Annotated in this window: 13 protein-coding genes; 4 read left to right on the top strand and 9 right to left on the bottom strand. The window is 56.5% G+C overall.

Annotated features, from left to right (window positions below; genetic code table 11):
- Positions 1–195 precede the first annotated feature (195 nt).
- Positions 196–1,839, top strand: a complete 1,644-nt coding sequence (locus tag OLTU_RS20810; RefSeq protein WP_141734674.1) for a glycerol-3-phosphate dehydrogenase/oxidase — start codon at positions 196–198, stop codon at positions 1,837–1,839.
- A gap of 2 nt (positions 1,840–1,841) precedes the next feature.
- Here the strand turns inward: OLTU_RS20810 and OLTU_RS20805 are convergent, their stop codons facing one another.
- From OLTU_RS20805 to OLTU_RS20780, 6 genes are read right to left on the bottom strand one after another with little or no spacing between them, the layout of a single operon-like run.
- Positions 1,842–2,156 carry a hypothetical protein gene (locus tag OLTU_RS20805; RefSeq protein WP_218110167.1) on the bottom strand — a complete coding sequence of 105 codons (315 nt, stop codon included), beginning with the start codon at positions 2,154–2,156 and terminating at the stop codon, positions 1,842–1,844.
- Positions 2,153–2,482, bottom strand: coding sequence for a hypothetical protein (locus OLTU_RS20800; RefSeq protein WP_141734672.1), 330 nt, complete (start codon positions 2,480–2,482; stop codon positions 2,153–2,155). Before OLTU_RS20800 ends, OLTU_RS20805 begins: the two co-directional genes overlap by 4 nt.
- A 3-nt stretch (positions 2,483–2,485) precedes the next feature.
- Positions 2,486–2,851: a hypothetical protein gene (locus tag OLTU_RS20795; protein WP_141734671.1), complete on the bottom strand. Its 366-nt coding sequence runs from the start codon at positions 2,849–2,851 to the stop codon at positions 2,486–2,488.
- Between the two features lie 17 nt (positions 2,852–2,868).
- Positions 2,869–3,300, bottom strand: coding sequence for a hypothetical protein (locus tag OLTU_RS20790; protein ID WP_141734670.1), 432 nt, complete (start codon positions 3,298–3,300; stop codon positions 2,869–2,871).
- Positions 3,301–3,350: 50 nt separating this feature from the next.
- Positions 3,351–4,424, bottom strand: a complete 1,074-nt coding sequence (locus OLTU_RS20785) for a type IV pilus twitching motility protein PilT (RefSeq protein ID WP_141734669.1) — start codon at positions 4,422–4,424, stop codon at positions 3,351–3,353.
- 51 nt (positions 4,425–4,475) lie between these two features.
- Positions 4,476–4,781, bottom strand: coding sequence for a hypothetical protein (locus OLTU_RS20780; RefSeq protein WP_141734668.1), 306 nt, complete (start codon positions 4,779–4,781; stop codon positions 4,476–4,478).
- A 286-nt stretch (positions 4,782–5,067) separates the two neighbouring features.
- Here OLTU_RS20780 and OLTU_RS20775 point away from each other — a divergent pair, with 286 nt between their 5' ends.
- On the top strand, positions 5,068–5,532 hold the full coding sequence (locus tag OLTU_RS20775) for a hypothetical protein (protein WP_141734667.1): 465 nt from the start codon (positions 5,068–5,070) through the stop codon (positions 5,530–5,532).
- Here the strand turns inward: OLTU_RS20775 and OLTU_RS20770 are convergent, their stop codons facing one another.
- From OLTU_RS20770 to OLTU_RS20760, 3 genes are all read right to left on the bottom strand, one after another.
- Positions 5,533–6,828, bottom strand: coding sequence for a hypothetical protein (locus tag OLTU_RS20770; RefSeq protein WP_141734666.1), 1,296 nt, complete (start codon positions 6,826–6,828; stop codon positions 5,533–5,535).
- A gap of 371 nt (positions 6,829–7,199) precedes the next feature.
- Positions 7,200–8,405 carry an ABC transporter permease gene (locus tag OLTU_RS20765; protein WP_141734665.1) on the bottom strand — a complete coding sequence of 402 codons (1,206 nt, stop codon included), beginning with the start codon at positions 8,403–8,405 and terminating at the stop codon, positions 7,200–7,202.
- A complete protein-coding gene (locus tag OLTU_RS20760) occupies positions 8,395–9,087 on the bottom strand; it encodes an ABC transporter ATP-binding protein (RefSeq protein ID WP_141734664.1) in 693 nt (230 codons plus the stop codon). The genes OLTU_RS20765 and OLTU_RS20760 overlap by 11 nt, the downstream gene beginning before the upstream one ends.
- Before the next feature lie 406 nt (positions 9,088–9,493).
- Here OLTU_RS20760 and OLTU_RS20755 point away from each other — a divergent pair, with 406 nt between their 5' ends.
- Positions 9,494–16,132, top strand: a complete 6,639-nt coding sequence (locus OLTU_RS20755; protein ID WP_176736815.1) for a type I polyketide synthase — start codon at positions 9,494–9,496, stop codon at positions 16,130–16,132.
- Between the two features lie 12 nt (positions 16,133–16,144).
- Positions 16,145–16,837, top strand: coding sequence for an outer membrane lipoprotein-sorting protein (locus tag OLTU_RS20750; RefSeq protein WP_141734662.1), 693 nt, complete (start codon positions 16,145–16,147; stop codon positions 16,835–16,837).
- Positions 16,838–16,840: the final 3 nt, after the last annotated feature.

Below are 16,840 nucleotides of genomic sequence, written 5' to 3'. Positions count from 1 at the left end.
ATTGCAGGGCCGCCCTGCCGCGACCAGCTCACATACGTTAGACTAAAGAAGAGCCCGCCCTTTCAGCGAACATCCCGGTTACGCGGCAGGCTTTTTTCGGTGGAAAGGTCTTTGCAAGGTGGCGGTAAAGCGTTACTTTGCATTCGACTTTACCGAATGCCCAACCCCCAATATGCCCAGAGGATGGACCTGACTATGAAGGGTGCGAGTCAAAGACAAGCCATACGCCAGCGACTCAAATCGGAGACATTTGATGTGGCCATCGTCGGGGGTGGCATCAATGGGGCGGTGGCGGTGGCGGCTCTCAGTGCGGCGGGCTACAAGGTCGCCCTGATTGAGAAGAAGGACTTCGCCTCCAGCACCTCGCAGGAATCGTCGAACCTCGTCTGGGGTGGGATCAAGTACCTGGAGAGCTATGAATTTTCCCTCGTCTGGGATCTCTGCCGTTCCCGCAACGAATTGATGCGACGCTACCCGCATGAAGTGCAGGAGCTGCGCTTTTTCACCAACCTGGAACGCGGCTTTCGGAAACCACGGTTTCTCGTCTTCCTCGGCGCGCTTCTTTATTGGTTCATGGGGCGTTTCAAAACCCGACCGCCACGACTCCTGTCACGAGCCACCATCACGCGCGATGAGCCGCTGGTTTCCACTCAAACCAGCCAGGGCGGACTTGAATACTCCGACTGCTTTCTGAAGGACAACGATGCCCGTTTCGTCTTTCATTTCATTCGGCGCGGCCTGCGTTCCGGGGCCGCGGTTCTGAACTATGTGGAAGCGCGGCAGGGCCGGCGGGATGCCCAGGGTCTCTGGTCCATCGCCTGTGTGGATCAGGGGACGCAGGAAACCTTCGATCTGAAAGCCCGCGTTCTGATCAACGCCGGCGGTCCTTTTGCGGATCGCTTCAACCAGGCCTGTGCGATTACCACCGAACATCAGCATATTTTTTCGAAGGGCGTGCATCTGATCGTGCCGCGTTTGAACAAAAGCGAACGCGTGCTCACATTCTTCGCTGATGATGGCCGCCTCTTCTTTGTCATTCCCATGGGCTCGTGCTCGTGCATCGGCACCACCGACACGCGGGTGACGGAGCTGCCGGCCCAGGTGAACGATGCGGATCGCAGCTTTATCCTGGATAACATCAACAAGCGTTTGAATCTGCCCCGGCCCTTGACCATGGCCGATGTCATAGCCGAACGCTGCGGCGTCCGCCCCCTGGTGATCAAAGGCAATGCCGGCGACTTTGATCGCGAGGAATGGATGAACCTCTCGCGCAAGCATGTGCTCGAATGCAATCAGGACAAGACTCATATCAGCATCTTCGGAGGCAAGCTCACCGATTGCCTGAATATTGGCCGGGAACTGGTGGAGGAAGTCAGCCGCATGGGTCTGCCCTCTGGGCAACGACTCCGCTGGTATGGGGAAGGTGATGCGGAGATTCAGGTGCAGTATCAGCGTCTGGTCGCGACACTGCCCTGCAAGGATCGCGAGTGGCTCGGGGAAGGCCATGCCAGGGAACGGCTCTGGCGCCTTTATGGTGATGATGCCCTGGATATGGTCGAACGCATTCAGGCTGACCCTTCCCTGGCGGAGCCCGTGATCGAAGAGGCCCCTGTCCTCTTTGCGGAAGTTGCGCACATGGCTGAGCGTGAACTCGTCGTGGATCTTGAGGATTTTCTGCGTCGTCGGACGCGGCTCAGTCTGGTCGTTCGCCATGAGGTTTTGGAGCAGAGTGCTGGTTTGAAAAAAGCGGCGGCGATGCTCTTTGGGGATGAGGCGGAGGCCCGCTGGCAGGCCTATTTCCGCCGGGCCGGCGCCGGGCCGCAGAAGACCCGGGCCTGAATTCACGACTTCACACAGAGACCCTTGAGCACGACCTTCTGCTCATACGAGAGCAGTTTGAAGCTGGTCAGATGCTCGGTGGAGACCTGAGCCAGGCGTCCCGGGCACTTGCTTTCCAGCTCCTTATAAGCCTGCTCCACATAGCTGGTGTTCGTCTGAAAACCGAGCACCACAAAGTCCATCGCATCGGCCGTGACCCACTGTCCCTGACCGGCGGATCGGGCATCCTGAGCACTGACATAGACCTGGTGAATGGAATGCGCGCAGCCGGTGGTCAGCAGAACCAATAACGGCAAAAGTATCTTCATGAACGTCATCCTTTGCTCCTTGGGCTCAGGCAGTAGCCGTGCATCACGACTTCCTGCTTGCTGGCGAGGCCGAAAAAGTAATTGGTATCCTGATGCTTGGTCTGCATGCCTTCAATGGCTCCCCTGGGGCACTGGCGTTCCAGATCCTCCCGCGCGCGTTCCACAAAGGAATTGCCGAAGGGAATGAGGAGGAACACAAAGTTGGAAGCCGAGCTGACCACTTTCTGTTTCCGCGCCGCAGCCGGCGGAATCTGACTGGTCGAGATCGAGGATACCGTCATGCAGCCCGGCAGCAGGGTCAGACAAATCATAAGAGAGACGAGGGATTTCATCACGCTTCACTCCTGTGACGAGGCGATGTCGCCCCATTCGGCTTCGAGGGATGCTGTATTCTGTTGCGGCAGACAATAGCCCTGGGCCTTGACTTCCCGCGCCCAGAAAAAGGCCAGGAAATAAAGGGTGACCGTATCGTGCGTGGTCACACCCCGCACCCGGCCCTGCGGGCAGCGTTCCTGGAGTTTCCTGGTCAGATCCAGGGCATAGTCATTGTCGAAGTTGAAGCCCAGCACGATGAATTTCTTCACGCTGACTTCCACAGGTTTTTTACGCTGCGCGGGAATATTGGTCTGCGACACGGCCATCGTATAGGTGCAGCCGCTGAACGTGAGACTCATGAGAGCACAAAGAGCCAGGAGCCGTTTCATATCATCTCGCTTGATTGTTAGGGTTGAATGCAGGTGGCATCCACACGCACGATCTGGCCTTTCACCACCGGATACTCGCGCGATTCGCGAATCGATGTGACGTTGGTCAGGTAACCGCCTTTGCATTCCGAGGCCAGGCGATCCGGAATTTCCCGGGCATAGAACTCATTGAATACCGGTGCTCCCGTGCGCGGCCCGAACTGAAAAAGGGTTTCATAGGCTTCCGCGCCTTTGCCCAGGTTGCCCAGTCCCTTGGAACCGGAGGAACGACCGAGACGCCCGGCGATCCGCGCCGCTTCCCCGAAATCGACGGTCGTTTCGCTGACTTTGACACTGACGGGACGGCCTCGGGGGGCAAATTCCACATCACTGAGCTGGACCTTGTAAAGAGCCGCACAGCCGCTGTTCAAAAATAGACAGAGCACGGCCAGGAGCTGAGTTCTCGCCATAATGGTTCCTCATGATTATTTCATTAGGATAGAGGACTTGAATCCAGGAATCAACTTTCGAAGCCCTGCATCGCCAGTTCCAAATCCTTGCGATTGGAAGCGTGTTCGAGAGCTTCCGCCTGGGTGATGATCCCGGACTTGTAGAGGGTGAGCAGAGAGTGGTCGAAGCTTTGCATGCCGTAAGTATTCCGGCTGTTGCGGATCGCGTCCTTGAGCAGGCTGAAGTCCTCGCCCTTCTGGATATTTTCCCTGACCAGTTCATTGGCGATCAGAATTTCAATCGCCGGGACCATGCCCTTGTTGTCCTTGCGTGGCACCAGACGCTGCGAAACGATCGCCTTGAGAGTCTGCGACAGCATGATTTTCAGGGAAGGGTGCTGATGCGGTGGAAAATAGGACAAAAGACGGGTGATGCTTTCGGTGGCATCCATGGTATGCAAGGTCGAAAGCACGAGGTGACCGGTTTCCGCCGCCATGAGCGCGGTCTCGGTGGTTTCCTTATCGCGCAGCTCACCCACCAGAATCACATCCGGGTTCTGCCGCAGGGCACTGCGCAGGGCGGCGGCGAAACTTTCCGCATCGACGCCGATTTCCCGTTGATTGATGGTGGAGCGCTTTTCGGTAAAGACGAATTCGATCGGATCCTCGATGGTCAGGATATGCGAGGCCCGCGAGGCATTGATCTTTTCAATAATGGAAGCCAGAGTCGTGGACTTGCCGCTGCCGGTGGCGCCGGTCACGAGCACAAGGCCACGGCGTTCCTCCGCAAATGTATGCATCACCTGCGGCAGCTGCAGTTCTTCCATGGTCCGAATATGATTGTTGATGACCCGGAGGATCATCGCATAGCTTTGCTTTTGGCGGAAAAGGTTGACGCGAAAGCGGTTGCCGAGGGGGCTGGCGTAGGCGAAATCGAGGTCTTCAAGCTGCTGAAGGCGATGCTTCATATGGGGCGGCACCAGCGTGCCGATCCAGGCCATCATCATTTGCGGTGTGATGACCTCACCGTCGGCCAGGTTCAGGATCTCACCTTGAAAGCGAAAACGGGGCATCACCCCGGGTTTCAGGATGATATCACTGGCACCGCCACGGACTGCAACTTTCAGAATCTTCTCGAGGTTCATTTTCCGCTCGACCCATATAAAATAAGAGGCCCTGCCAACAGTATAGCGGCCTCAGATCAAACTTTCAGGAGGACGGAATTGCCGATGGGTCTCCGGTTTCAGAGAACGGATGGTTGGCCTTTTCCCATGAAATTCTCTAAAAGATCGTGGGTTCAGCCCTGCGTTTGCAGCTGGTGGAAACACCGACTGCAAGAGTGTGATAGACTGCGCAAATCGCAGCCCAACCGGGGAAAATTCTGGATGAGTCATCGAGTAGTAACCCCGAAGCCCATCGGCAATATTCAACAGCTTCGTCTTCTGACCGGGGTCAGAAACCTGGGCTATTTCAAGCTTTTTTAATACGATTAACCAGTCCATGGTTTCTCACTGAGTGATGTCTCAACCAAGGGTTCGGCCTTCGCCAAAATTTTTTTAGAAGTCTTGTGATGCATGAAAAAGAAGGCAGTGCTATTCAGAGCTTGGAATGAGGAAGGTGCGTGCTGACCCTTTTTGATCCCTGGTAAGAATGCCCAGTGGAATTTGATTTCCCGCTCCAAGCTGCGGGAATGATGGGGCAATCGGCTCTGGACAGGGTTTACCGGTTTTACAGCCCGGCCGTCACCCTATAAAATGGAGGAAGATCCCTTCAATCATGGATAGTGTGATGAAACAGCTGATCGCGATCATCAGTCTGAGCTGGGCTTCGTTACTTTGGGCTCAGGATGACAATATAGGAAATGAGACGGACCTGGGTCACGTGGCAGCGGAGCCGGCCGAACACTTTGATATTTTGCAGCTGCCGAAAGGCGCTTCGGTGGTGCTGCCGCATCCGGCCTCAACCTTGGTGCCTTTGAATGTGAAGGTGCGAGTGACGGCGACGGATCGGAAGCAGATCCTGAAGATAGGGGCGATCAGTAGCAATGGTTCCACCAAGGCGGTGAACATCGCTGTCTATGATCGTTATCAGCCGCGGGTGAAATACGTGAGCATTCGCCCGGGCGGCTTTGTGCTTTATTCCTTTAAAAATCTCAACACCCTTCAGCTGGTGCCCCAGAACAGCAAGGATCCCGGCTTGCGGCAAACCCGATTGCTGCTCGAAAGCAACCGGCCTATGGGTGTAGGTTATTAATCACGCGCCCCAGCGCAGGGACATCTCCGGTTCGATAAGCCACTCATCATCAGCCTTGCGATGATCGGCAGGGAGCCCCATCGCGCGACTCATCGTATGGATGCCTTCCAGCGAGGGCGGGAAAATATCCTGCAGAATACGGCGGCCCTTGCTCACATTGTCCATTAGATTCAGGACATCGGTATGCATGCCATGACTCAGACGCAGGCTCAGGGAACGATATTCCTCTTCCACGAGCAGACTGAGATGGCTCTGGCTGTTGCGCATCACCCAGCGATGCAGGGCCACGAGGGTCATGCTGCGCGAGTCGATACATAACTTGCCGATCGTCTCCATCACGGAACTGGCGTGACGCAGACGCACCTCAAAGGGAATCGAACTATCATAAAGAGTGTCGATCGTTTCCCAGACGCGGATGGCCACCTTGGTTTTTTGATCCAGCCCCAGCTTTTTGAACGCGCTGCGATACTTGCGTAATTTTTTAATCGTGTCGAGATGCGAAGCAGGATTCGGCTGAGCATAGAGCCACAGCGCCAGGCGTACCACCAGCGAGGGGTGCAGGTTTTCTTCATCCTGTGCAGCCACCCAGACATCCAAATCATCCGGCATGCTGTACATCAGCTGTTCCCATTGCGCATGCTCCTGCACGCGCGCATGAAATTTGAGACCCTGAAGCTGCTGCATCATCTCCGGAATCAAGGTTTTTTGACCAGCCAGACGCAGGGATTTGATTTCACCCACGAGGCCGACCTGGTACCAGAACCGGCTGGCGGTCCCTTCCCGCAACTGGCGGAAGAGCGAGCAGGCGAGCATTGCCGACCCGTTGTTCAAGGCCAGATGCGCGTAAGTAAACTGGCTGATTTCCCCTGGTTTCTGGCTGCTGCCCTGGGCCAGGGTATGGCCGATGGAAACTTCCCAGATCGCGGCATCCAGATCTCCCTTCTGACAATGGTAATAACCCAGAATCTCCGCGACCTGACGATAGACATGACCCAGCTGACTCTTGCGCGGCTTCACCTTGTTGCGGAGGAGAAGACTCTTGATGATGCGCTCGAGTTTGGGAACCAGGGTCTGGGATGAAGCCGCAGAGTCCGCGAGGATCGCGATGCAGGCGATACCGTAATACACACGGTAGGCATCATGCACCGGATCCTCCACGCTCGGTTCATCCATCACTTTTTGCAGAAACTCCTCCAGGACGAGTTTGGGCTCAAGTTCAGCCATCGCGCGCGCCTTTTCCTCCTCGACGGATGCGCAGGCTCTATTGAGCAATTCCAAAGACCATTTGCTTGCCATATGGTGGACTCCCTCGGTTTCAACTGTTCTTGCTTGCCCCTTCTGTTTTGCAAAGCCGGGGCCACGCCTGCGATCGCACAATCTTCGTCACTTATCCCGGCCGCAAGGCGACAGGAAAGACGGCAGGAGAAACACATATTTTATCCGAGGGTTAGTTAACGTGATGATTTTCCTGATAGAAGCAGCACGCGAAATCATGACAGCGAGGCATCAGAAGTGGGGAAACGCACAGCTCACCTGGGATCCTCTGATTTGATAGGTTTTTTTTGGGGGCTTTGTTTAGGACATCACGCTGAAGAAGAGAAGAAGTGAAGTCGTTTCAGGAAGCGAAGGGATCAGAGCATGGGCTCTGATCCTATACTTTGCAGATATCATGCCGCGGCGCGTATGGCCTGAACTATGGAAAGACGCAGGACCTGAAGCGTGGAAAGAAAGGTCGCCGCGGTCGACGTAAAAATACCCAACAGCATGGCCAGAAGAATCGAGGATGCTTCCAGATGGAGCTTCACCGGCAGAAGGCGATTGGTTCCCGGCGTGGGCGGCATCGGAATGCCCTGGCCTGAAATCCCATGCACGAGCAGGGTCAACAGGATACCGAGGGTGGCTCCCGCCAGCGCCAGATAAAGTCCCTCCAGAACAAGGAGCTGAATCAGATCCTGCGGCGTCTCGCCATTGGCGCGCAGCATGCCGAGTTCCCGCTTGCGTTCGAGCACGGTATTCGACGCGCTGTTATAGATGGCGAGCATGATCATGCCCAGAAAGACGAGACGGAAAATATTCAAAAGCGCCGTGAGAAACAGCTCGCCATTCTCGGCCCAGACCTGGTCGAGGACATAGATCGAGAGCGCATCGTAACCCGGAAAGGCCCGCTGAAATCCCGCCGCGACTTCGTCCCAGTGACGTTCATCATCCAGACCTATCGTCACCGACTCCACCTTTTGGGTGTTCATCAGAATCTGGGCCTCGCTCAGCTGCACCTGAAAGAGCGTATCATCCGCTTCCTTCATACCCACCTGAAAGATTCCGGTGACCCGCGTATCAATTGCGTTGATGGTGCCATCAATGGTCTGCCCCATCACGGTCAAGTGATCGCCGACCTTGACCCCCAGAGCCCGGGCGAGCCCCACGCCCAACACAAGGCCATCCCGCTGATCCCCCATGGCCCCGCCGGCGATGAAGTTCATCTTGTTAAAGAAGTGCTGCTCGGCAGCGCCCACCACACCCTGGCCCCGTCCGGCGACATTGATACGGCCGTTGCTGAGAAGCGCAAAGAACTGCACCCGCGGAAATACCGCCTTCACATGCGGCTGCTCCTTGAGATACTGCATCACGGCCTCAGGATCCTCGAGCCAATGCTCCCAGGGCTTTTCAAAGGCCTGACCCCAGTAACCTTTGGTCATGACCTGGCCGTGACCAAAGCGCGAATGGATGGAATTCTCCTTATGCAGGGCGATCAGGCCCGAGAAGAATCCCTGCAGAAAGAGCAGTCCAAAAACGCCGACGGCGATGGTGCCGAGAGCCACGAGCGAACGCCTTTGATTGCGGCGGATATTCCGCAGCGCGAACTTAGCCAACATAACGAGCCTCCTGATCCGCGCTCAGAATGCGGCCGTCCTGCATGCGAATCTCCCGCAGTCCAAAACCCAGAACCATCGGATCATGGGAGGCCAGAATCAAAGTCACCCCACGCGACTCCTGGATGCTTTTCAAATTTTCCATGAGCTGACGACCGGTGCGACTGTCAAGGCTCGCCGTCGGTTCATCCGCCACCACCACCAGAGGCTGTTTCGCCAAAGCCCGGGCCACGGCGACCCTTTGCTTCTGCCCCCCACTGAGTTGATTAGGGCGTTTGAAACGATGCTCCCAAAGACCCAGGTCCTGCAGGGCCGCCTCCACCCGCTCCTGACGCAAGGCCTTGGGCACCTGCTGCCGGGTCAGAAAGAATTCGACATTTTCATAAACCGATAGCACATCGATCAATTGAAAGTCCTGGAAGATGAATCCTATATGAAAGCGGCGAATGTCATTCAACTCAGCCTCCTTCATCCCATGAACCGGGCGATCCAGAAAGCGCAGATGACCGTCCTGCGGCGCCTCGATCAAACCGAGAAGATTCAGCAAAGTGGATTTGCCCGAACCGGAAGGGCCTGTGAGGCAGACACCTTCTCCACGGGCGATCCTTACGCTCACGTCATTCAAAACCCTGGTCCCGCCATCCCGCTCATAAGCGAAAGAAAGCTGGTGTCCTTCATAAATCATAAGTTCCTCGCGACAGAAAATTTTGTGTGGCGTGGTCCTTGCTGCAAGGAATGGACCCAGGTTGAGTTTCCTGAAAAAAGATAATTCCTATCTGTAAGAAGCCCCGGAATCGCAACCCAAAACATCGACACTCAAATTCTCATTTCTCCGAATCCATCAATGAAGGTCCCATGATAACGAGGTTTGACACGATCGAAAGGTCGAAGCATCACAAGCACGCATCCTTAACTCCGATGATCACAAAGAAAAAAACTTTTGAATGCCATCCCCTTTCCTCCGTGTGAAACCCCAGCCCACGTCTGGTTTCCGTGGCTTACGTTCGTGGCGCGGCTCTTGCTCTCTCCCTCCTTACAAGTCGCAATTTTCAAGCAAGCATGCACACGTAGGCACACAAGGAGTAATGGTGATGAAAAAGCAGCAGGAGCGAGGTGGAAGCATAGCCATCATCGGGATGTCGTGCTGGTATCCAGGAGCCCAGACTCTGGTTGAGTTTTGGGAAAATATCCTGTCCAAGCGTCAGCAGTTCCGTCGGATGCCCGACGAACGCCTGCCCTTGCAGCAGTATCACAGCAGTGATCGTGCGACTCCGGACAAGACCTATGGAACGGAGGCGGCTGTTCTGGATGGATTTGAATTCGATTGGAAAGGCCGCCGCATTCCGAAACAGACCTTTGAAAGCACCGATATCGTTCACTGGCTGGCGCTTGATGTCGCCCTGAAGGCCCTGGAGGATTCCGGCCTGGATCTGGCGTCCTTGCAAAAGCTGCAGACCGGTGTGGTCCTCGGCAATACCCTGACCGGGGAATGGACCCGCACCAACGCCATGCGCATGCGCTGGCCTTATGTGGAACGCGTGATGCGTGAAACCGCAGCCGCTCGCGGCATGAGCGGAGCCAACCTGGATGATTACCTGAGATCGGTGGAGGAAGCCTTTAAATCGGTTTTCCCAACCGTGAATGAAGATACACTGGCCGGCGCTCTCTCCAATACCATCGCCGGTCGCATCTGCAATTTCCTGGATTTGCACGGCGGCGGTTACACTGTGGATGGGGCCTGCTCCTCCTCGCTGTTGGCCGTGATCAACGCCGCCCGCAGTCTTTCGAGTGGTGATCTGGATGTGGCCTTTGCCGGCGGCATCGATATCAGTCTGGATACCTTTGAACTGATCGGCTTCGCCAAGACGGGCGCCCTGACGCCTGATGATATGCGGGTCTATGACAAGCGCGCCAATGGTTTTATTCCTGGTGAAGGTTGCGGCTTTGTGGTCCTGAAACGTCTGGCCGATGCGGAACGCGATGGCGATCGCATCTATGCCGTGCTGAAAGGCTGGGGCCTGTCCTCGGATGGCAAAGGTGGAATGACAGCACCCTCCATTCAGGGTCAGGCGTCCGCGATCAGCAAGGCCTACACCATGGCCGGATACGGCCTGGAAAGCTGTGACTTTGTGGAAGGTCATGGCACCGGCACGACGGTCGGCGACAAGGTGGAAATTTCCGCCCTCGTTGAAGTCCTTGGTGACAAGGTCCCCGCGAAAAAGATCGGTCTCACGTCCTTGAAATCCATCGTCGGTCATACCAAGGCCGCCGCCGGCATCGGCGCCTTTATCAAAACAGCGATTGCCGTGAACCAGCGCGTGCAGCCACCGATGGCTGGTGTGGAGGAACCCAACGCTCTGTTTCAGGAGAAGGCCCGCTTCTTTCATCCTTTGATCGAAGGACAAAAATATAGCGAAGACCGTATTGTGCGCGCTGGTGTTTCCGCCATGGGTTTTGGCGGCATCAACACGCACGCCACCCTCGAAAGTTATGGCGCTCCGGCTGAACACCTGCGTCCACGCCTGGACGAGCGCATCATGTTCCACTCTCATGACAAGGCTGAAGTGCTGGTCTATTCCGCTTCATCCCAGGCTCTTTTGCAAAAGAAATTGCAGCAGGCTTTGACTTATGCGCGTCGCATCAGTCGCGCGGAACTCGCCGACCTTGCGCAGGATTCGGCCCGCTTCGTCCAGAATCATGAACCCTGGCGCGCCACGGTCGTGGTTAGCAAACCCGAAGAGGCCTTCCAGGCTCTGAATAAACTGGTGAGCTGGATGGAGCAGCCTTTGGACCAGCAGACCAGCCGTGAACAGATGGAAGGATCCACCTTCATCAGTCTTGGTCACAGCAGCCGCGCTCCCAAACTTGGTTTTCTCTTTCCAGGGCAGGGCGCTCAAAAACCCAACATGGGTCGCAAGCTGACCCGTCGTCACAGCTGGGCCCAAAGTCGTCTGGAAACAGCGGATGCCGTTGCGCACCAAACCAGCGACATCAAACTCTCGGCTGCGTTCCTGCCGGAAATGGGCAGCGATCTGGACGAAGCCGCCCGTCAGCTGGCGCGCACGGAATTGGCCCAGCCGGCCATTTCCCTGGTCAATGCTCTTTGGTTCGAAATGCTGCAGAAACTTGGCCTGACCCCTTCCATCGTCGGTGGTCACAGCCTGGGTGAACTCAGCGCTCTTTATGCCGGCAAGGCCTTTGACTTTGAAACTCTCATTCAACTCGCAGCGGTTCGGGGTCAGCTGATGGCCAACCGCGCGGATCGCCCGGGTGCGATGATTCACCTGAACTGTGATGCCGCCACCGCGCTGCAACTGATCGAAACCGTGAGCGGAACAGTCAGCATTGCCAACCGCAATGCTCACGATCAAACGGTTCTGTCCGGCGATCCCGAGGCGCTTCAATCCATTTTGGAAACCGCCAAGGCGCGCGGCATCCAGGGCGGACTTCTGCCGGTATCCAATGCCTTCCATTCCGTTTACATGGAAGAGGCAGCGGCGGCCTTTGCCAAAACCCTGGCCAAGGCTCCGGTGAAAAAACCGACCATTAAATTCTTCCGAGGCACCGACGGCCAGGCCTGGTCTCCCGATGCGGATGTGAAGGATTACCTCAGCCAGCAGATTCTGCAGCAGGTCGACTTCATCGCTCTGGCGGAATCCATGCGGGCGGAATGCGATCTTCTGATCGAAGTCGGCCCTTCACAAATACTTTCCGGTCTGGTGAAACGCATGACGGGTTCGACCCTGTGCCTGCCGACCGAATCGCGTCCTGGTTTTGATGCGGATCTTAAAATTCTTCTGGCAGTGGCCTTCACCAAAGGCGCGGCCATTCGTTGGGAGGAACTCTATCAGGCGCGCTACCTGCGGCCTTTCATCCGTCCCGAAGAAAAACATTTCATTCACAGTCCAACGGAACGACCGCTGCAATTCTCAAGCGGTGGCGCCGCTCCGGTGACCATCGCGGCTCCTGCTGTCGCCCCTGTTGCCAATCCTGTCCCCGCCGCTGCTCCGGCTCCGACACCGGCAGCGACGGCACCTTCCGCGCCGCCGGCCGGGGCTTCGATCGAGGACGTCATCTACGGTACGATCAACGCGCTTACCGGTTTTGAACGCAGTACCCTGAAGCCTGAAATGCGTCTTTTGGATGATTTGAACATGGACTCGATCAAGGCCAGCGAACTGATGGCGAATGTTACCATGCACTATGGAATCGCCGGTGAACTTGAGTCGACACCTTATGCCAACGCCAGCATCCAGGAGATCGCCGCCGCCATTCGTGAAAAAATCGGTTCGGGCGCCCAGCCATCTGCCCTAGCCCCGGCCGCAACTCCCGCGGTGGACGCACCGAAAAAAGCCGCCCCGGTTTCCCGCGTGGCCGAAACCAGTCTGAGCAGGAACAAGGAACCCTGGGTTAGAAATTTTACCGAAGTCTTTGAAAGAAGTTCACCGCTCGTCAGCGGCAGCTGGAGCGAAACTCAGGTGACCGTGCTCGCCGCCTCGCATGATACGGCTTTGAAGGATTCCTGGCTGTCGGCTCTGGAACTTCAAGGTGCCACCATCAACGAACAAGGCAGCGTGCAGATCATCCTTCTGCCGACAGCCACCCATGATGCCCAGGAAGCCTGGAATGCATCCATCGCCCTCTTGGCTCAGGTCGGACGCACGCCCTGGAAAAAGGGTCAAAGTCTGATCTTTGTTCAGGGTGATGATGGAATCTTTGGTCGCAGTGACAGCAGCCAGCAGTTGATCAGCGGCAAGGCCTTTGCTCAAAGTCTGGCGCATGAGCGTCCCGATCTTAAGATCCGGGTCATCTCCGTACCGCGGAACAAACTGGATGATACGGAAAGCCTTTTGCCCAAGCTGGCTGCCGAGAAGGATGCAGCGGAAAACCTGCTGGTCGCCGGTTATGATGCCGCCGGCATCCGCTTCCAGCCTCAACTGCAGCTCGATCAAACCGCTGACTATCCAAGCCGCACTTTGACTCTGAGCGACCAGGATGTGGTGCTCGTCACCGGTGGAGCGAAAGGCATCACCGCGGCCTGCGCCCTGGCCATGGCCAGAACCTATGGGACCCGCATGGCTCTCATCGGCTCCTCGTCCTTGACGGAAGAGGATGCCAACAATCCCGAGCATCCGATTCAAAAAACTTTGCAATCCTATCGTGACGCCGGACTCACAGCCGCCTACTACGCCTGCAATATCACCGAGGCGGATGATGTGAGTTACATGATCGACCGGATCCGCAGCGAACTGGGTGAGCCCTCCGCTCTGATTCATGGCGCCGGCAGCAACCAGCCTCGTCCCGTCTCGTCCGTGAAGGCGGCCGATGCGGAGAAGGAGATGGCGCCGAAGATCGTCGGCATGCGCAACCTTCTCAACGCCATGAACGGTACCGAGCTGAAACTCATCGTGGGTCTGACCTCGGTCATTGGCGTGACCGGCATGCCCGGCAATGCCTGGTATGGTTTTGCCAACGAAGCCCTGGATCTTATGATCCGTCGCTACCGGGCGCAGCATCCTGCCACGCAAACTCAGACGGTGGCTTACAGCGTCTGGGCGGAAGTGGGCATGGGCGCGCGCATGGGAAGTGATAAGAATCTGGAGCAAAAGGGCATAAGCTCCATCAGTCCGGAGCAGGGTATCCAACGCTTCATGCAGCTGATCCAGTCGGTGAGCCGTGATCAGCAGACCGTCGTCTGCTCACGACTCGGCGCCATCGGTGCCCAGGCGATGCCACGCCTGGATCATGAACATCTGGCTCTTAACTTCGCCCGGGATATCGTCCATCATCAGTCTGGAGTGGAAACGATCGCCCGGGTTCATTTGAATTATGACGAGCATGCCTACCTGCTCGACCATAATTATAAGGGTGCCTACCTGCTTCCCACCGTGCATGGTCTCGAGGCCATGGCTCAGATCGTATCCTTGCAAAAGGATCTGGGTGAGAGCCTGGTGCTGGAGAACATCCAGCTTACCCGTCCCATCACGGTGGGCCAGCAGGGATGCACCATCGAAATTCATGCCGAGGTTCTGGAACAGAACACTCAGGATGATACGGTCCGCGTCCGCGCCGGCATCCGCACCGCTCTGAGCGGTTATAAGGTGGATCACTTCGCGGCGGAATTCGTGCTGCAGGCCCGGGCCGTGGAAATGATCGAGGGCATTCCGGTCACGGAAACGCGTCTCGCCGTGGATCCGATGCGGCAGCTCTATGGCAGCATTCTGTTCCAGGGTCCCAAATTCCAAAGAATCCAAAGCCTCCATCATCTGGAGTCTGATAACGAAACCGAAGGCCGCACCCTGTTCCTGGCTCGCACCAACGCCGGTGATCTGAGCACCCATACGCTCGGTGATCCCTACTTCCGCGATGCCCTGCTTCAGTCGGCTCAGATCATCATTCCGCAGAACCAGTGTCTGCCGATCGAAATCGAGCGCCTCGAACTCCATCGCGGTTATAACAACGAAGTGGAAAGACTCTGCTGGACGGATGTGCATAAGGTCGATGCCAAATCCTATAGCGCGACCATCACAGTGTTCAATCCCGAGGGTCGGATTCTGGAACGCATGGTGAACTATCGCCTGCAGTTCCTGGAGAAGAAACCTCAGCTGCCCAAGGCCATGGATCTGATCCAGGCCGAGGCTTTGCCTGCCAATGAAAACAGCCTGCTCGCTCCCTATCGTGGCCTGGCCAAACGCCTTGTCATCGATGCGGAACCGAACGGACCGCAGGATCAGTCGGTCTTCGTGCATCGGTTCATCCCGGATTTCAAAACCTTTGCAAACCTGAACCGTTCGATCTACTTCTCACACTTCTTCAACTGGATGGGCCAGTCGCGGGAAATGTCCTCGCTGCCCGTGCTCGACAGGATTCGTGAGCTGACGGAAACCGGCCGCTGGGGGCAGGTGACCAACTGGGCCTCGATCGAGGTCCTGGGTGAATGCCGCAACCGCGATCGCGTGGTGGAAGCCCGCATGTGGTGTGGTCAGGTCACGGGTTCACGCAATTCCTCGGCAACGCTGAACTTCGACTGGGTCTCGCTCGGCGAGAACGGCATTGAAGAACGGATTGCCACGGGTCAGATGGGTTTCACCTGGGTGGAAATCCTGGATCACGGCATCGTGCGGCCGGCTGAGTTCCCGGCGGAATACCGGGACTTCATTGCCAGCATGATTGCTCGCAACGATCGTCCCAACAGCTATATCCCGGCGGCTGAACCTTATCGGAATCTGGACAAGGGAAGCACGCTCTTCCAGGCCCAGGAAGGTCCGAACACGGCCGTCCAGATCGCGCAGAAAGTCTTTGACACCAGTCTCTTTGATGCCAATCTGGTCGGCAACCTCTACTTTGGCAACTATTCGATCTGGATGGGCAAGCTGCGCGATACCTACTTCCACGGACTGGCGCCGCACCTCTATCGCGGCATCGGCGAAGCCGGTGAGCTGACCTGTGTGAAGAGTCGCATTCAACATTTACGTGAGGCCATGCCTTTTGATGATATCCTGGTGACCATGGGTATCAAAGCGGTTTATCAAAACGGAGTTGACCTGCAGTTTGAATTCCACAAGGTGACCCCTCAGGGTCAAACGGAAAAACTCGCGACGGCCGATCATCGTGCGATCTGGACCCGTCCCGGAGCCGATGGCGAGAAGGTGGCTTGCGAATTGCCGCCGGACATCATGGGTGCTCTGATCGAGCATGTGGAAATCTCACTCTTGAAAACCGTGATTTAAAAGGGGTCTGCCATGCGTACCATCAAAACTCTGGTTCTTGTGTTCTGGTCCAGTTCCCTCATGGCGCAAAGCGCTGATGAGATTCTGCAGAAAGCGGATGAGATTCGGGCGCCGTCTGAATCGTATCGGATGGAGGTCTCGGTCGAGTCCTCGGACGACAGCCGCTTCCGTTATGAAATCAAGGTGGGGGGGAAGGAAAGTTCCATCATCCGCACCCTGGAGCCGGCCCGTGAAGTCGGCAAGAATTTTCTGATGCTGCATGAGGATATGTGGGCTTATGTTCCCAATATCAAGCGCTCCCTGCGGGTCACGCTGAATCAGAAGCTGACCGGGCAGGCCGCGAACGGTGATATCAGCCGCATGACCTGGGTCGGCGACTATAAGCCCACGCTCGAATCCCAAACGGATAAGGAATGGGTGCTTCTTTTGAAGGCCGAACGTCGGGGTCTGACCTATGATGGCATTCGCGTCTGGGTCGACAAGAGCAACTATCGTCCTCTGCGCGGCGAGTATCTTTCGCTGCAGGGCAAGGTGCTGAAGCGGGTGGAATTCACCGGGTACAAAAGCATCGCCGGCAATGTGCGGCCGACCAACATCAGAATCGAAAATGCGGATCGGAAAGAGGATTATTCCATCCTGCGGATCCTTGATATGCAGAAGGCGGAATTTTCGTCCACTCTGTTTACGCAGAACAATCTCCAGTGAGAG

Source organism: Oligoflexus tunisiensis (assembly GCF_001748245.1).
Taxonomy (GTDB): Bacteria; Bdellovibrionota_B; Oligoflexia; order Oligoflexales; family Oligoflexaceae; genus Oligoflexus; species Oligoflexus tunisiensis.
This window is presented reverse-complemented; position numbering and strand designations above follow the sequence as displayed.

Bases quoted from the DNA above. Each gene is read 5' to 3' on its own strand.
- OLTU_RS20810 (WP_141734674.1), top strand. From the start codon at position 196: ATGAAGGGTGCGAGTCAAAGACAAGCCATACGCCAGCGACTCAAATCG.
- OLTU_RS20805 (WP_218110167.1), bottom strand. From the start codon at position 2,156: ATGACGTTCATGAAGATACTTTTGCCGTTATTGGTTCTGCTGACCACC.
- OLTU_RS20795 (WP_141734671.1), bottom strand. From the start codon at position 2,851: ATGAAACGGCTCCTGGCTCTTTGTGCTCTCATGAGTCTCACGTTCAGC.
- OLTU_RS20790 (WP_141734670.1), bottom strand. From the start codon at position 3,300: ATGGCGAGAACTCAGCTCCTGGCCGTGCTCTGTCTATTTTTGAACAGC.
- OLTU_RS20785 (WP_141734669.1), bottom strand. From the start codon at position 4,424: ATGAACCTCGAGAAGATTCTGAAAGTTGCAGTCCGTGGCGGTGCCAGT.
- OLTU_RS20780 (WP_141734668.1), bottom strand. From the start codon at position 4,781: ATGGACTGGTTAATCGTATTAAAAAAGCTTGAAATAGCCCAGGTTTCT.
- OLTU_RS20775 (WP_141734667.1), top strand. From the start codon at position 5,068: ATGAAACAGCTGATCGCGATCATCAGTCTGAGCTGGGCTTCGTTACTT.
- OLTU_RS20770 (WP_141734666.1), bottom strand. From the start codon at position 6,828: ATGGCAAGCAAATGGTCTTTGGAATTGCTCAATAGAGCCTGCGCATCC.
- OLTU_RS20765 (WP_141734665.1), bottom strand. From the start codon at position 8,405: ATGTTGGCTAAGTTCGCGCTGCGGAATATCCGCCGCAATCAAAGGCGT.
- OLTU_RS20760 (WP_141734664.1), bottom strand. From the start codon at position 9,087: ATGATTTATGAAGGACACCAGCTTTCTTTCGCTTATGAGCGGGATGGC.
- OLTU_RS20755 (WP_176736815.1), top strand. From the start codon at position 9,494: ATGAAAAAGCAGCAGGAGCGAGGTGGAAGCATAGCCATCATCGGGATG.
- OLTU_RS20750 (WP_141734662.1), top strand. From the start codon at position 16,145: ATGCGTACCATCAAAACTCTGGTTCTTGTGTTCTGGTCCAGTTCCCTC.